Source organism: Azospirillum ramasamyi, from assembly GCF_003233655.1.
GTDB lineage: Bacteria > Pseudomonadota > Alphaproteobacteria > Azospirillales > Azospirillaceae > Azospirillum > Azospirillum ramasamyi.
Window position 1 is genome coordinate 838,817 of record NZ_CP029829.1, and the last position, 14,685, is coordinate 853,501.

9 protein-coding genes are annotated in these 14,685 nt (G+C 69.7%); 3 read left to right on the top strand and 6 right to left on the bottom strand.

Translation table 11 applies throughout. From position 1 onward, the window contains the following. Positions 1 to 100: 100 nt before the first annotated feature. Positions 101 to 1,927, bottom strand: coding sequence for a translational GTPase TypA (typA, locus tag DM194_RS03870; protein WP_111066007.1), 1,827 nt, complete (start codon positions 1,925 to 1,927; stop codon positions 101 to 103). A gap of 248 nt (positions 1,928 to 2,175) precedes the next feature. Between typA and DM194_RS03875 the strand changes: the two genes are divergently transcribed. Beyond that, positions 2,176 to 4,179 carry an autotransporter assembly complex protein TamA gene (locus tag DM194_RS03875; RefSeq protein ID WP_111067735.1) on the top strand — a complete coding sequence of 668 codons (2,004 nt, stop codon included), beginning with the start codon at positions 2,176 to 2,178 and terminating at the stop codon, positions 4,177 to 4,179. 137 nt (positions 4,180 to 4,316) lie between these two features. After that, a complete protein-coding gene (locus DM194_RS03880; RefSeq protein WP_246024275.1) occupies positions 4,317 to 8,630 on the top strand; it encodes a translocation/assembly module TamB domain-containing protein in 4,314 nt (1,437 codons plus the stop codon). A 40-nt stretch (positions 8,631 to 8,670) separates the two neighbouring features. Here the strand turns inward: DM194_RS03880 and DM194_RS03885 are convergent, their stop codons facing one another. The 3 genes from DM194_RS03885 to DM194_RS03895 all read right to left on the bottom strand — a co-directional run bounded on the left by DM194_RS03885 (position 8,671) and on the right by DM194_RS03895 (position 12,023). Beyond that, complete coding sequence (locus DM194_RS03885; protein WP_111066009.1) at positions 8,671 to 9,087, bottom strand: winged helix-turn-helix domain-containing protein; 417 nt, start codon at positions 9,085 to 9,087, stop codon at positions 8,671 to 8,673. A gap of 16 nt (positions 9,088 to 9,103) precedes the next feature. Beyond that, positions 9,104 to 10,231: a PLP-dependent cysteine synthase family protein gene (locus tag DM194_RS03890; RefSeq protein WP_111066010.1), complete on the bottom strand. Its 1,128-nt coding sequence runs from the start codon at positions 10,229 to 10,231 to the stop codon at positions 9,104 to 9,106. 103 nt (positions 10,232 to 10,334) lie between these two features. Continuing rightward, the gene (locus tag DM194_RS03895; RefSeq protein WP_111066011.1) at positions 10,335 to 12,023 is read right to left on the bottom strand and encodes a methyl-accepting chemotaxis protein; all 1,689 of its coding nucleotides are present in this window, start codon (positions 12,021 to 12,023) and stop codon (positions 10,335 to 10,337) included. A 228-nt stretch (positions 12,024 to 12,251) separates the two neighbouring features. Between DM194_RS03895 and DM194_RS03900 the strand changes: the two genes are divergently transcribed. Next, on the top strand, positions 12,252 to 12,983 hold the full coding sequence (locus tag DM194_RS03900; RefSeq protein ID WP_111066012.1) for a DUF6065 family protein: 732 nt from the start codon (positions 12,252 to 12,254) through the stop codon (positions 12,981 to 12,983). Between the two features lie 113 nt (positions 12,984 to 13,096). Here DM194_RS03900 and gmk read toward each other — a convergent pair whose 3' ends face one another. Together gmk and DM194_RS03910 are read right to left on the bottom strand one after the other, a co-directional pair. Beyond that, on the bottom strand, positions 13,097 to 13,744 hold the full coding sequence (gene gmk, locus DM194_RS03905; protein WP_111066013.1) for a guanylate kinase: 648 nt from the start codon (positions 13,742 to 13,744) through the stop codon (positions 13,097 to 13,099). Positions 13,745 to 13,766: 22 nt separating this feature from the next. After that, positions 13,767 to 14,633 carry a YicC/YloC family endoribonuclease gene (locus tag DM194_RS03910; RefSeq protein WP_111066014.1) on the bottom strand — a complete coding sequence of 289 codons (867 nt, stop codon included), beginning with the start codon at positions 14,631 to 14,633 and terminating at the stop codon, positions 13,767 to 13,769. Positions 14,634 to 14,685 lie beyond the last annotated feature (52 nt).

Below are 14,685 nucleotides of genomic sequence, written 5' to 3' on the forward strand. Positions count from 1 at the left end.
TCCTCGCTGTATTCGGAAACGGAGCGGCACCCGCCCCGGAATGGGAACGGGTGCCGCCGCTACCTTACTCTATACCGCTTGCCTTAGGCCATAAGGGCTATCAGCTCGCCTCGGCGGCGCGCTGGTGACGCTTGCGCTCGTTCGGGTCGAGGTAGCGCTTGCGCAGGCGGATGGACTTCGGCGTGACTTCCACCAACTCGTCGTCGGCGATGTAGGACAGCGCCTTCTCCAGGGTCATCTGGATCGGCGGAGTCAGGCGGACCGCCTCGTCCTTGCTGGTGGTGCGGATGTTCGTCAGCTGCTTGCCCTTGATGACATTGACCTCGAGGTCGTTGCCGCGGGTATGCTCGCCGATGATCATGCCCTGATAGACCGGAACGCCCGGATCGATCAGCATCGGGCCGCGATCCTCGAGGTTCCACAGCGCATAGGCCACCGCGGTGCCGTCGCTGTTGGAGATGAGGACGCCGGTGCGCCGCGCCGCGATGGCGCCCTTGAACGGGGCGTAGCCGTGGAACAGGCGGTTCATGATGCCGGTGCCGCGGGTGTCGGTCAGGAACTCGCCCTGGTAGCCGATCAGGCCGCGCGACGGCGCATGGAAGACGATGCGGGTCTTGTTGCCGCCGGACGGGCGCATCTCGATCAGGTCGGCCTTGCGCTCCGACATCTTCTGGACGACGGTGCCCGAGAACTCCTCGTCGACGTCGACGACGACTTCCTCGATCGGCTCCAGGCGCTGGCCGTTCAGCGGGTCGGTCTTGAACAGCACGCGCGGACGGCTGATCGCCAGCTCATAGCCCTCGCGGCGCATGGTCTCGATCAGGATGCCCAGCTGCAGTTCGCCGCGGCCGGCCACCTCGAAGGCGTCGCCGCCCTCGGTATCCGTGACGCGCAGGGCGACGTTGCCCTCGGCCTCGCGCATCAGGCGGTCGCGGATCATGCGGCTGGTGACCTTGTCGCCCTCGCGGCCGGCCAGCGGGCTGTCGTTGACCGAGAAGGTCATCGCCAGGGTGGGCGGGTCGATCGGCTGGGCGGCTAGCGGCTCGGCCACTTCCGGGGCGCAGATGGTGTCGGCCACGGTGGTGTTGGTCATGCCGGCCAGCGCGACGATGTCGCCGGCATGGGCCTCGTCCACCGGCACCCGCTCCAGGCCGCGGAAGGCCAGCACCTTGCTGACGCGGGCGTTCTCGACCAGCTTGCCGTCGCGGCTCAGCGACTTGACGGCCATGTTGACCTTGACCGAACCCGTAAGGATGCGGCCGGTCAGGATGCGGCCCAGATAGGGGTTCGCTTCCAGCGTGGTCGCCAGCATGCTGAAGGGCAGATCCTCCTCGACCTTCGGGGCCGGGACATGATCGCGGATCAGTTCGAACAGCGGGGTCAGCGTCTCGCGGGCGCCGTTCTCCAGGTCCGTGGTCGCCCAGCCGTTGCGGCCCGAGGCGAACAGGGTCGGGAAGTCCAGCTGCTCGTTCGAGGCGTCGAGCGAGGCGAACAGGTCGAACACCTCGTCATGCACCTCGTGCGGACGGCCGTCGGGACGGTCCACCTTGTTGATGACGACGATGGGGCGCAGGCCGAGCTTCAGGGCCTTGCCCAGCACGAACTTGGTCTGCGGCAGCGGGCCTTCGGCCGCGTCGCAGAGCAGGACGACGCCGTCGACCATGGAGAGGATGCGTTCCACCTCGCCGCCGAAGTCGGCGTGGCCGGGGGTGTCGACGATGTTGATGCGCAGATCGTTCCACAGGACCGACGTGCACTTGGCCAGGATGGTGATGCCGCGCTCGCGCTCCAGATCGTTGGAGTCCATGGCGCGTTCGGCCACCTGCTGGTTCTCGCGGAACGAGCCGGCCTGCTTGAGAAGTTGATCGACCAGCGTGGTCTTGCCGTGGTCGACGTGGGCGATGATGGCGACGTTACGGAGATTCATGGAGCCTTTGGTCTCGCAATGGCACCCCCGACACGCAGCAGCGTCATGCCACAAACAACAAAAATGCCCGACGAAGATTAATCCGTGGGCGCTGTCGGGGAAACTGTTGCGGCGCAATATATGGGAATGCAGCCAAAACGCAAGTGCCGTGCCCTTTGGTCTAGCGCGAATTTCCGGGATGGAGCCATGCGTGCTCGCAGCCTACATTGTGGCCGATGATCCGCTTCGCTTCCGCTTCACGCCGCAGGATGGCCGCTGCAACCAGGATTGCAGCCACGCCCTTCAAGGCCCCCGTCGCCGTTCCGCTGGTCGCCGCCCTGCTGCTGCTGGGGCCGTCCGCCGCCGGCCATGCCCAGGATTCGCCGGCCGACGGCATTCCCGGCGCCGCGCCCGCCGGTTCTCCCGCCGGTTCGCCCACCGGCTCCCTCGATGGCGCCCAGCCCGAGTCCCCGCCGGAGGATGAGGCGGGGCCGGCCGGCATCCGCTATGACGTCGAGATCACCGGGGTCGAGGACGGCAGCCTGCGCAGCACGCTCAACGACGCCTCGACGCTGGTGGGGCTGCAGAACGACCCGCCGCCCTCGCTGATCGGGCTGGAGCGGCGGGCCGAAACCGACCGCGACCGGCTGCAGGTGGCACTGCGCTCCGCCGGCTATTACGACGCGCAGGTGGACATCCGCATCGACGAACCGGCCGCCGCCACGGCGTCCGCGGGCGGGAATGCGCCGCCGGCCAAGGTGACGATCACAGTGACGCCGGGGCCGCTCTATCACATCAAGACGGTGACGGTGCGCGGCACCGGCGGCTCCACCCTGCCTGGTGATGTGGCGACGGACGATCTCGGTCTCGCCCCCGGGTCGCCGGCGGTGGCGCAGCGGGTGCTGAATGCCGAGTCGGAGTTGATCAGCAGGCTTGCCAAGCGCGGCTACGCCTTCGCCAAGGTTACCGACCGCGAGGTGGTGGTCGATCATTCCGACGACACGATGGACGTCACCTTCACGGTCGATCCCGGCCCGCTGATCCGCTACGGCACGACCCGGATCGAAGGGCTGGAGGGTATTGACGAGGCTCTGGTGCGGGGGCGTCTGCCCTGGAAGGAGGGGCAGGTCTACAACCCCCTCGACACCGACCGGGCGCGGGAGGACATCGCGGCGTTGCAGGTCTTCGACACCGTGCGCGTGCGGCTGGCGGATAAGCCGGGGCCGGACGGCGAGACGCCGGTGATCGTCACGGTGACCGAGCGCAAGCCCCGCTACATCGGCGGCGGCGTCACCTTCTCGACCGACGAAGGGCTGGGCGGCCACGCCTATTGGGGAAACCGCAACCTGTTCGGCGGCGCGGAACATCTGCGCGTCGGCGTCGAGGTCGGCCGCGTCGCCGGATCCTCGGGCGGCACCTCCAGCACCGGCAACGACCTGCCAGACCTGCGATTCAGCGTGAATTACCGCACGCCCGACTTCCTGGCGCTGAAACAGTCCCTGGTGGTCAATTTCGCCGTGGTCAACGACCAGCCGCCGGCCTACAGCCGCGTCGCCACCGAGCTGACGGTCAAGCTCGAACGACCGCTGACCGACCGGCTGGCCATCAGCTACGGCGTGACCGCGGAGCGCGGACGGGTGGAAACGGAGGAAGCCACCTACCAGACCGCCTTCATCGGCGTGCCGCTGGGCGTCGGCTGGAACGGCACCGACAACCTGCTGAACCCGACCTCCGGTCAGCGGGCATCGCTGGAGGTGACGCCGTGGTTCCCGTTCGGCGGCGACACCAAGTCGCCCTTCACCTCGATCCTGTTCAACGGCTCCACCTATCACGATCTCGGCAATGAAGGGCGCTATGTCGCCGCGGCGCGGGTCGGGGTGGGCAGCATCCTGGGCACCTCGCTGACCGATATTCCGCCCAACCACCGCTTCTATGCCGGCGGCGGCGGGTCTGTGCGCGGCTACGGCTTCCAGAAGGCGGGGCCGCTCAACCGCTTCGACGATCCCATCGGCGGGCGATCCCTGTTCGAGATCGGGGCGGAACTGCGCATCAAGGTGACGGAGACCATCGGAGTCGTCCCCTTCGTCGATGCCGGCACCGTCTTCGATTCGGCCTATCCCGACTTCAGCGAGCCTCTGCGCGTCGGCGCCGGCCTCGGCCTGCGCTATTACACCGGCTTCGGTCCCCTGCGCCTGGATGTCGGCGTTCCCCTCAACCCGTCGAGCGGCGACGCGCGCTGGCAGCTCTACCTCAGCCTGGGGCAGGCCTTCTAAAACTCCCTCTCCCGCCCCGGGAGAGGGCAGGTGGGAATGACGCAAATTGGTCCCGGACATTCGGGACGATTACCGTTTATTGCGGTTGAGACAAAGTTGCCCCTGATGGGGTGGACGTGGCGGTGAAAGGGCGTGGTGTGACGGCGGTACGCATTCTTCTGGTCGGTCTGACGATCCTTGCCGGCCTGCTTTCCGGCTCGCAGCCGGCGCACGCCTTCTCGCTGTTCGGTGAATCGACCCGCGAATGGCTGGTGGGGAAGATCGAGGGGGCCGTCGACTCGCCCGACATGAAGCTGAAGCTCGGCACCATCGAGGGCGGCTTTCCCACCGATTTCACCATCGACACGGTCACGCTCGCCGACAGCCAGGGCGTCTGGCTGACGATCAACCGGCTGCATGTGGTGCTGTCGCCCTCCGCCCTGTTCCTGCGCAGCGCCAAGATCGACGCCCTGGAGGCGGCCTCCGTCATCGTCACCCGTGCGCCCGTCAGCACCCAGCCGGCCGCGCCGTCCGACCCCAACGCCCCGCTGCTGCCCAGCCTGCCGGTCAACATCGACCTCGACAAGCTGGTGGTGGAGCGGCTGGAGCTGGGGCCGGAGTTGCTCGGCGAGCCGGCGGTTCTGCGCATCACCGGGGCGGCGGAGCTGGCGCATGGCGGCGGGGCGCTGGACACCACCCTGTCGGTGTCGCGCATCGACGACAAGCCGGGCCAGGCGGATCTGGTCGCCGTCTTCAAGCCGGACGAGAACACGCTGACCCTCTCGGTCGATGCCTCGGAACCCAGCGGCGGCGTCATGGCGCGCGCGCTGTCGATCCCCGGCCTGCCGCCGGTGCAGGTGACGCTGAAGGGCGACGGCTCGCTGGACGACTGGACCGGCAAGCTGACGGCCCTGTCCGGCGAGGCCGCAGCCCCCGCCGGCACGCTGAACGCCGACGCCACCATCAGGAAGGTGCCGGAAGGCCACGCTCTGACGCTGACCGCCGGCGGCAACATCGCCCCCCTGATCGCCGGACTGGCGGGGGAGACGGCGACGCCGCTGATCGGCTCCGCGCCGACGCTGAACGCCAGCGTGCTGCGGGCGCCGAGCGGCGCCATCACCGTCCGTCCGCTCGAGCTGACCGTCGCCGCCGCGACCGCCACGGTGAACGGCGACATCGGCGCCGACTACAACAGCCTGAACCTGCGCTGGACCTTGCAGGCCGGCCCGGACTCCACCCTGCACCCGCTGGTGCCGCTGTCCTGGCGCGAGGGCGTGGTGGAGGGATCGGCCGAAGGCGCGCTGAACGCGCTGAACGTCGCCGTCAACGCCACGCTGCGCGATCTCGCCGCCGACGATCCGGCGCTGTCCCGCCTGACCGGGCCGGAGACGGTGCTGGCCGCCCGCGCCCAGGTAGACGTCGGCAGCGGGCAGGTTGGCCTGGAAACGCTGACGCTGACCGCCGCCGCCGCGCGGGCGGAGGCGAATGGGGCCATCGGCGGCTGGGGCCAGACCGCGGACCTTACCCTCTCCGCCAGCGCCGACGACCTCGCCCCCCTGTCGGAGCTTGCCGGCCGGCCGCTGGCCGGGGCGGTCGCCCTGTCCGGTCCGGTGCGGCGCGGTGCCGACGGCGTGCTCACCGCGGAGCTGACCGGCAGCCTCGACCGTCTCGCCACCGGCACGCCGGCCGACGCGGTGCTGGGCGACAGGGCGACGCTGGCGCTGGCGGCGCGGATGGAGCCGGACGGCGCCATGCGCCTGACCGACCTGACGATCGACGGCCGCAACGGCAAGCTGACCGGCAACGGCGCGCTGGCGAACAACCAGGTCGATGCCCGCACCACGCTGACGGTGACGAGGCTCGAACCGCTGGGCGGCGCGCTCGGCACCCCGATGGCGGGGTCGGCGACGCTGGAGGCCATCGCCCGCGGCCCGCTCGACGCCATCGAGGCGCGGGCAAAGCTGAACGCGCGCGACCTCGTGGTCCAGGGCCGGCGTCTTGGCGCCACGGAGCTTCAGGCGACCGCCGCGGGCCTGCCGGCGGCGCCGAACGGCACGGTGTCGGCCCGCACGAACCTCGACAGGACGCCGCTGTCCCTCGACGGGCGTTACGCGCTGCGCGAACAGACCCTGCGGCTGGATGGGCTGACCATCGCCAACGGGGCGAACCGCATCACCGGTCAGGCCCAGGTGGCGCTCGACACCCTGCTCGCCACCGGGCGGCTGGAGGGCGCGCTGCCCAACCTGAACGGCCTGTCGGAACTGGCCGGCATGCCGCTCGGCGGCGGGGCGACCTTCACGCTGGCGCTCGACGGCAGGGGCGGCAAGCAGGCCGCCAACCTGACCGCCGACGCCACCAACCTGCGGGTGGAGGGGGAGGCCGGACCGCTGCTGACCGCCCGCCGCCTGACCGCAAGGGCCGATGTCGCCGACGCGCTGGGAACCCCCAGCGGCAAGGCGCGGGTGGAGATGACCGACGGCAACGCCGCCGGCAACGCGTTGCGCAGCGTCACCGCCTCGGTCGACGGGTCGCTGGCGAAGGCCAGCTTCCAGGCCAATGCCGCGGGTGCCGGCGCCCAGCCGGTCGCCCTCGACCTCGTCGGCAATCTGGCGCGGGAAGGGGACACGACGCGCATCCGCCTCGAGCGCCTGCGGGCGCGCTATGCCGGCGAGGATCTGCGGATGACCGCCCCCGCCACGATCCTGCTGGCCGAGCGCCGCTACGAGGTGAGGGAACTGCGGCTGTCGTCGGGCAACGCCCGGCTGGCCGCCGATCTCGGCCTGAACGGCGACCGCCTGAGCGGCGAGCTGACCGTCGACCGGCTGCCGCTCGCCCTCGCCAAGCTGGCCAGCCCGACCCTGCGGCTGGGCGGCGTCGCCAATGCGCGGGCCTCGCTGGGCGGCACCCTGCGCAACCCGCGGGCCGACGCCACCCTGCGCATCAGCGGACTGAAGGCGCAGCAGACGATGGAGGCCGGCCTTCCGGGCATCGACGCCAATGTGGATGCGCAGTGGCGCGACCGCCGGCTGTCGATGACCGGCCGCGTCGCCATGCCGAAGAATGCCGGCACCCTGAACGCCAACGCCGTCGTGCCGCTGGTGATGGATCCCGACAGCTATGCCGTCAGCCTGCCGCCGAACGGCGCGCTGGAGGCGGCGGTCAGGGGCTCGCTGGATTTGTCGCTGGCGAACGACATTCTGGCGTCCACTGGCGACCGGGCGCGGGGGATCCTGGAACTCGACGTGCGGGCCGGCGGCACGGTGGAGAAGCCGGCGCTCGGCGGCTCCGTCGTGCTGGCGAACGGGCGCTACGAGAACCGGGCGTCCGGCGCCGTCATCAGCAACATCCAGGCGCGTCTGGTCGGGGAGGGCGACGTCTTCACCATCCAGAGCTTCCAGGGCCGGACCAGCAACGGCGGCGCCATCAGCGCCAGCGGCGTCATCCGCCCGGCGGCGCCAGCCGACCGGCAGCTGGACATCGCGCTGAAGGCCGACAACGCCCGGCTGGTCAATATCGACATCGCGACGGCGGATATCGGTGCGAATCTGACGCTGACCGGGGGCTTCGCCAACGCGCGGCTGTCCGGGCCGATCGATATCCGCCGTGCCGAAATCCAGATCCCCGACCGCATGCCGGCCAGCATCGTCGACCTGAAGGTGAAGGAGATCGGCAGGAGCCGGGCCGGCGGCATCACCGAGGTCACCACACCCGCGGGCACCCAGATCATTCCGCAGCCGGAGGACGTGCAACCCGCCGCGACGCCCTTCGTGCTGGCGCTGGACATGACGGTGAACGCACCCAACCAGATCTTCGTGCGCGGCCGCGGGCTGAATGCGGAGCTTGGCGGCAACCTGCGCGTCGGCGGCACGGCCGCGGCGCCCGGCCTGACCGGCCGCCTCACCATCCTCAGGGGCAACCTGGATCTTCTGGCCCTCAATTTCGTGTTCAAACGCGGCATCTTCGAATTCGACGGCGGACTCGATCCCCGGCTCGACCTGCTGGCGGAGGCGACGGCCAACGGCATCACCGCCAACGTGGTGGTCAGCGGCACCGCCCGCCAGCCGAAGGTCGAGCTTACCTCTCCCCAGGGGCTGCCGCAGGACGAGGTGCTGGCCGGCGTGCTGTTCGGCAAGTCGGTGGGCGACCTCAGTGCGCCGGAGGCGTTGCAGCTCGCGCAATCGGCGGCGGTGCTGGCCGGTTACGGCGGCGGGGGCGGCGGCATCCTGGACCAGGTGCGCCGCAGCCTCGGCATCGACCGGCTGGAATTCACCGAGGGCGCGAACGGCGGCGAGGCGGTGCAGGCCGGCCGCTATATCAACGACCGCGTTTATGTCGGCGTCGAACAGGGCATCGGCTCCAACCAGAGCCGGGCGAAGGTCGAGATCGACATCACCAAGAACCTGAAGGGCACCGCCTCGGTCGGCGCCGATTCCAACACGAAGTTCGGTCTGACCTACGAGAGGGACTATTGAGCGGGCGGGGTGATTCCGCCGGTATCGCCGACCGCCGCAATCACTCCGCCCCGCATCCCGGCTTCAGCCCCGGATCGTTGGCGAAGCTGCCGTCGTCGGCCTGCTTGTCCGCTCCGTAATCCGGGTTGGTCCCGGCCTCCAGCGCCGCTAGCCTATGGGCGGTCGCCACGCGGGCCTCGCGTTCCACGGCGCGGTAATGGTCGATGACCTCCGCGCCGAAGGCGGTCAGCACCGTGCCGCCGCCATGCTTTCCGCCGACCGCGGCGCTGACCACCGGTTCGCGGAAAATGCGGTTGAGATCGTCCACCAGCAGCCAGGCCCGGCGATAGGACATGCCCAGCGCCCGCCCGGCGGCGGAGATGGAGCCGGTTTCGCGGATCTGTTCCAGAAGCGCGATCTTGCCGGGGCCGATCGAGCCGCCGCTGTCGAAATCGATGCGGATGCGCATGCGCGTCATCGCCGCGAACCTCCCGTCACCGTTCGGCGGTCTGAAGCCCGTCGCCGCTCCAGGCGCCGGTGCGGAAGAAGCCTTCGATCCGCTCGCACCATGGGGCGATGTCCAGCCCGGCGGAGGCCAGCCAGTCGGGGTTGAAGTAGGTGCCCATATAACGGTCGCCGGGATCGCAGATCAGGGTGGCGACGCTGCCCTGCCGGCCGTCCCGCATCATCCCGGCGATCAGGTCGATGGAGCCGACCAGATTGGTGCCGGTGGAGCCGCCGCAGGCGCGGCCCAGCCGGTCGCGCAGCACCCAGATCGCGGCGATGCTGGCGGCGTCGGGCACGCGGATCATGCGGTCGATCACCGTCGGCTGGAAGGAGGGCTCGACCGTCGGCCGGCCGATGCCCTCGATGCCGGAGCCGCGGCCGACATCGGCCTTCGGGTTACCGTCGCGGAAGCCCTCGAAGAAGGCCGAATGTTCCGGGTCGGCGACGCAGATGCGGGTCGGCAGCCGGCGGTAGCGGACGAAGCGCCCGAAGGTGGCGGAGGTGCCGCCGGTGCCGGCGCCGCAGACGATCCAGTCCGGCACCGGATGCGGTTCCTGCGCCATCTGCTCGAAGATCGACTGGGCGATGTTGTTGTTGCCGCGCCAGTCGGTCGCCCGCTCCGCATAGGTGAACTGGTCCATGAAATGGCCGTCGCAGGCCTCGGCCAGCCGCTGCGCCTCGGCGCAGACCTCCGACGCGCGCTCCACCATGTGGCAGCGGCCGCCGTAGAACTCGATCTGCGCGATCTTGGCCGGGGAGGTGTTGCGCGGCACCACCGCGACGAAGGGCAGGTCGAGCAGTTGGGCGAAATAGGCTTCCGACACGGCGGTGGAGCCCGACGACGCCTCGATCACCGTGGTGCCCTCGCGCACCCAGCCGTTGCAGATCGCGTAGAGGAACAGCGACCGCGCCAGCCGGTGCTTCAGGCTGCCCGTCGGATGGGTCGACTCGTCCTTCAGGTACAGCGTGATTCCCGGCGCCGACGGGATCGGCAGGCGCAGAAGATGGGTGTCGGCGGACCGGTTCACGTCCGCCTCGATGCGCCGCAGCGCCTCGTCGAGCCAGCCGCGCCAAGCGGCGGTGGAGTGGGAGGCGGCGGGGGTGGGCGAGGTCATGGGATCCCGTGTGGAAGCGCTTTGCAGGATTCAATCCATAGCGCGGATTGTCGCGGATTGCATCCGGCGCGCGCCTCCCCCATTACGCGCGCCTTGCGGCGGTTCAGCCCTGGCGGATGCGGGCGACGAAGGCCGAAACCTCGGTCAGCATGCGGTCGGCGCGTTCGCCCACCGCACGCGCCGCGGCGGCCACCTCGGCGGAGGCTTGGCCGGTGGCGAAGGCGTGGCTGCACACGAGAGTCAGGCTGTCCGACACCGAGCTGACGCCCTGCGCCGCCTCGTTGACGTTCTGGCTGATGTCGCGGGTTGCGGCTCCCTGCTCCTCGATGGCGGCGGAGATGCTGGAAGCGACGGTGTTCACCGTCTCGATGGCGCCGCCGACCCCGCGCATGGCCACCACCACCGACGAGGTGGCGTCGGTCATGGCGGCGATCTGCGCCTGCACGTCGTCGGTGGCCTTGGCCGTCTGGTTGGCGAGATTCTTCACCTCGCTGGCGACCACCGCGAATCCCTTTCCGGCCTCGCCCGCCCGCGCCGCTTCGATGGTCGCATTCAACGCCAGCAGGTTGGTCTGGGCGGCGATGGAACGGATCAGGTCGACCACCTCCACCGTGCGCCGGGCGACGCCGTCCAGCTGTTCGATCAGCGCGTAGGTGCGGCGGACATCCTCCACCGCGCGGGCGGAGCCGGTCGTCGATTCGGCGATCTGCTGGGCGATCTCGCGGATCGAGGCGGCCAGTTCCTCGGTTGCGCCGGCCACCGCCTGGACGTTGCCCGAGGTGGTTTCCGCCGCGCGGGCGGCGCCGTCCATCAGTCGGGTGGTCTGCTCCGCGCCGCCGCTCATCGCGCTGGAGGTGTGGGTCAGCTGGCCGGCCGATTCGGCGACCGACTGGACCAGCCCGCCGACCGTGCTCTCGAATTCGTCGGCAAGGCGGAGCATGGCGGCGCGGCGGGTTTGCTCGGCCTCATGCTCCAGGGTGGCATGGCGCCGGCGCAGTTCCTCCGCCTCGAGGGCGCTGAGCCGCAGCGTCTCGACCGAGCGGGCGACCGTGCCCACCTCGTCACGGCGCTCCGTCCCGCCGACCTGGGTGGCGAGATCGCCCTTGGCGATGCGGCCGGTCGCGGTGCCGATATCGTCCAGCCCTTTGGCGATGCGCGACACCAGCCGGAAGCCGATCAGTCCCAGCAGGACGGACGCCACCAGCGTGACCGCCAGCGTTTCCGACAGCGTGCGGTGGAAGGCGGCATCGACGTCGTCGATGTAGACGCCGGTGCCGATCATCCAGCCCCAGGGCTCGTAGATCGCGGCGAGCGCCAACTTGGGCACGGGATCGCCGCCGCCGGCCTTGGGGAAGTTGTAGATCAGGAAGCCGTCACCGGACTTGGCCGACTCGATCAGCCCGCGGATCACCAGGACGCCGTTGCTGTCCTTGAAATCGGCCAGCTTGCGGGTGCCCTCCAGATCGGCGCGCACGCCTTGGAAGACGTTGGTGCCGTCGAACTCGTAGCCGAACATGTACTCGCTGCCGAAGAACCGCAACGCGCGCAGGGCGGCCTTGGCCTGCGTCTGCGCCTCCTCCCGGCTGAACTCGCCCTTGGCGGCGCGCTCGTCGTAGGAGCTGATGATCGACAGCGAGGTCTGCACCACCGCCTGGATCGAGTTCCGGTATCCCTCGACCATGGTCGCGCGCTTCGACGTCGCGGACCAGATGCCGGCCACCAGGACGGTGGCGAGGAACAGCCCCAGTAGGATCAGGAGCTTCGCCTTGATGCTGTGAATTTTGCCGATCATCGCTCCGCTCCACCCCGAATGCGCGAGGCCGCCGCCGGAACGCTCCGGCGCATCGCGGTCCGCGCAAATGACAAGTTCCTAATGGAATAAGGCGCTCATACTGGAGTATTGGGCGTTGATGCACTCCCTACGGAGGCATAGGGAAAACCCCGATGGACAGGCGGCCGGCGGCGATGTTCGCGATCCGCCGGGTTACGCCGGGCGGAAGATCTGGCAGGATGCGGCACCATGACACTGATCGCCTATCCGCTGTCGGGCGCCATGCCCGACATCCGCCCGGCGCGCCCGACGCGCGACTGGATCGACGCCCTGCCGGAGCAGTACGGTTACCGCTGCCTGCCGCTGAACATCGCCAGCATGCATGGGTGGGAGGTCTGTTGCCCGGTGCGGGTGACGGCGGTCTGGGATGGCGGCGTCGGGCTGGATGCCATCGCCGTCACGGCCGACGAACCGCACCCGCTGCTGCCGGCCAGCCATTTCGGCAGCGGCGTGCTGACCTTCCATGTCGCGGCCCTGTTCCGGACGCCGCCGGGCGTCAACCTGATGGTCACCGGGCCGCTCAATCACCCGAAGCACGGCATTCTCGGCCTGTCGGGCATCATCGAGACCGACTGGTCGCCCTATCCCTTCACCATGAACTGGAGGTTCACCGCGCCCGGCGTGCCGGTGACCTGGGAGAAGGGCGAGCCGTTCGCCCATCTGATGCCGATCCAGCGCGGCCTGGTGGAAAGCCTGGAACCGGAGGTGCGCGATCTGGACAGCGACCCGGAAACGGCGGCGCAATACCGCGCCTGGGCAGCCTCGCGCAGCCAGTTCAACGCCGATCTGCAAACTCCCGGCAGCACGGCGGCGCGGGAGCGCTGGCAGAAGGGCTATTACCGCGGCAAACGGCCGGACGGCGGCGACGGCCCGCCCGACCATGAGATCAAGGTGCGGGCGAAGCCGTTTCCAACCGAATAGTTAAAGCGGATTGCCATCCGCTATGGACCGCGACGGCGGCCCCGGCCGCTCATGCGGCCGAAGCCCGACCGGCCAATGGGGGCGTTTGACTCTAAAGCGCATGCAAATTCGCTTTAGAGAGTGTCCTGGATGCTGCGCACGAACTCCGGCAGGCCGACCTGACGGCGGCGGCGCAGCCGCTCGGCGCGCAGGATGGATTCGACCGCGGCGATGCTCTCGTCCACGTCGTGGTTGACGATGACGTAGTCGTATTCCGGCCAGTGGCTGATCTCGTTGGACGCCTTGGCCATGCGGTTGGCGATGACCTCCTCCGAATCCTGGCCGCGGCCGCGCAGGCGGCGCTCCAGTTCGCTCACCGTCGGCGGCAGCACGAAGACGCTGACCAGATCGTCGCGGGCGTTCTGCGCCAACTGCTGCGCGCCTTGCCAGTCGATGGCGAACAGCACGTCGCGGCCGGCGCCCAGCGCATCCTCCACCGCCACGCGCGGCGTGCCATAGCAGTTGCCGAAGACGCGGGCATGCTCCAGCAGGTCGCCGGTCTCGGCCATGCGGTCGAAGCGCTGCTGGTCGATGAAATAGTAATCCAGCCCTTCGGCCTCGCCGGGGCGCATCGCCCGCGTGGTCACCGAGACCGACATGGTGATGCCGGGATCGCGCTCCAGCAGGCCGCGGGCAATGGTGGTCTTGCCGGCGCCCGAGGGGGAGGACAGCACCAGCATCAGGCCGCGCCGGTGGATCAGGGAGGTGTTGGTCGCAGCCATGGCGCTCACTCGGTGTTGATGATTACTCGATGTTCTGGACCTGCTCGCGAAGCTGCTCGATCGAGGCTTTCAGCGACAGGCCGATGCGGGTCAGTTCGACGTCCGCCGACTTGGAACACAGGGTGTTGGCCTCGCGGTTGAACTCCTGGCACAGGAAGTCGAACCGGCGGCCGATGGCGCCGCCCTCCGCCATCAGGTCGCGGGCGGCCTGGATATGGGCGCGCAGGCGGTCCAGCTCCTCCCGCACGTCGGCCTTGCCGATCAGGATGGCGGCCTCCTGGGCCAGCCGGTCCTCCGACAGCGCCGGGAAGGAGCCGAGGATGGCGGCGACCTGGGCGCGCAGCTTCTCGCGCAGCGCTTCCGGCTGGGTGGAGGCGCAGGCGGAGGCGGCATCGACCAGACGGGCGATCTCGTCGAGATGGCCGTTCAGCACCTCGGCGATGCGGGCGCCCTCGGCGAGGCGGTTGACCACCAGCTGGTCGATCAGCTTGGCGAGGTCGGCCTTCAGCGCCGATTCGACGCGCTCGCGCGATTCGGTCTCATCCTCCTCCACCGGCTCGATGATGCCGCGGACGGCCAGCAGCGAATCGAGCCGCGGCGCGGCGGCGCCGGCACCTTCGATCTCGCGGGCGAGTTCCAGCACCTGGGCCAGAAGCTCCCGGTTGATGCGGAGCTGCGACACCGCCTGGGCGCGGTTGACGGTCAGCGTCAGGTTCACGTTGCCGCGGGCGAGCCGCTTCGGCAGCTCGGCACGGGTCGCAGCCTCGATGCTGTCGAAGCCCGACGGCAGGCGGCAGCGCAGGTCCAGGCTGCGGCCATTGACGCTCTTGGCTTCGAAGGTCCAGGAATAGCCGTCGCCGTGCCCGTCGACGCGTGCGAAACCGGTCATGCTGGCAATGACGGGGCGATGGGCGGGCAAGGCGGCCTCACTTTAAAAGCGG

Excerpts from the sequence above, each read along its gene's own strand:
- typA (WP_111066007.1), bottom strand. The coding sequence starts at position 1,927 with ATGAATCTCCGTAACGTCGCCATCATCGCCCACGTCGACCACGGCAAG.
- DM194_RS03875 (WP_111067735.1), top strand. The coding sequence starts at position 2,176 with ATGGCCGCTGCAACCAGGATTGCAGCCACGCCCTTCAAGGCCCCCGTC.
- DM194_RS03885 (WP_111066009.1), bottom strand. The coding sequence starts at position 9,087 with ATGACGCGCATGCGCATCCGCATCGATTTCGACAGCGGCGGCTCGATC.
- DM194_RS03890 (WP_111066010.1), bottom strand. The coding sequence starts at position 10,231 with ATGACCTCGCCCACCCCCGCCGCCTCCCACTCCACCGCCGCTTGGCGC.
- DM194_RS03895 (WP_111066011.1), bottom strand. The coding sequence starts at position 12,023 with ATGATCGGCAAAATTCACAGCATCAAGGCGAAGCTCCTGATCCTACTG.
- DM194_RS03900 (WP_111066012.1), top strand. The coding sequence starts at position 12,252 with ATGACACTGATCGCCTATCCGCTGTCGGGCGCCATGCCCGACATCCGC.
- gmk (WP_111066013.1), bottom strand. The coding sequence starts at position 13,744 with ATGGCTGCGACCAACACCTCCCTGATCCACCGGCGCGGCCTGATGCTG.
- DM194_RS03910 (WP_111066014.1), bottom strand. The coding sequence starts at position 14,633 with ATGACCGGTTTCGCACGCGTCGACGGGCACGGCGACGGCTATTCCTGG.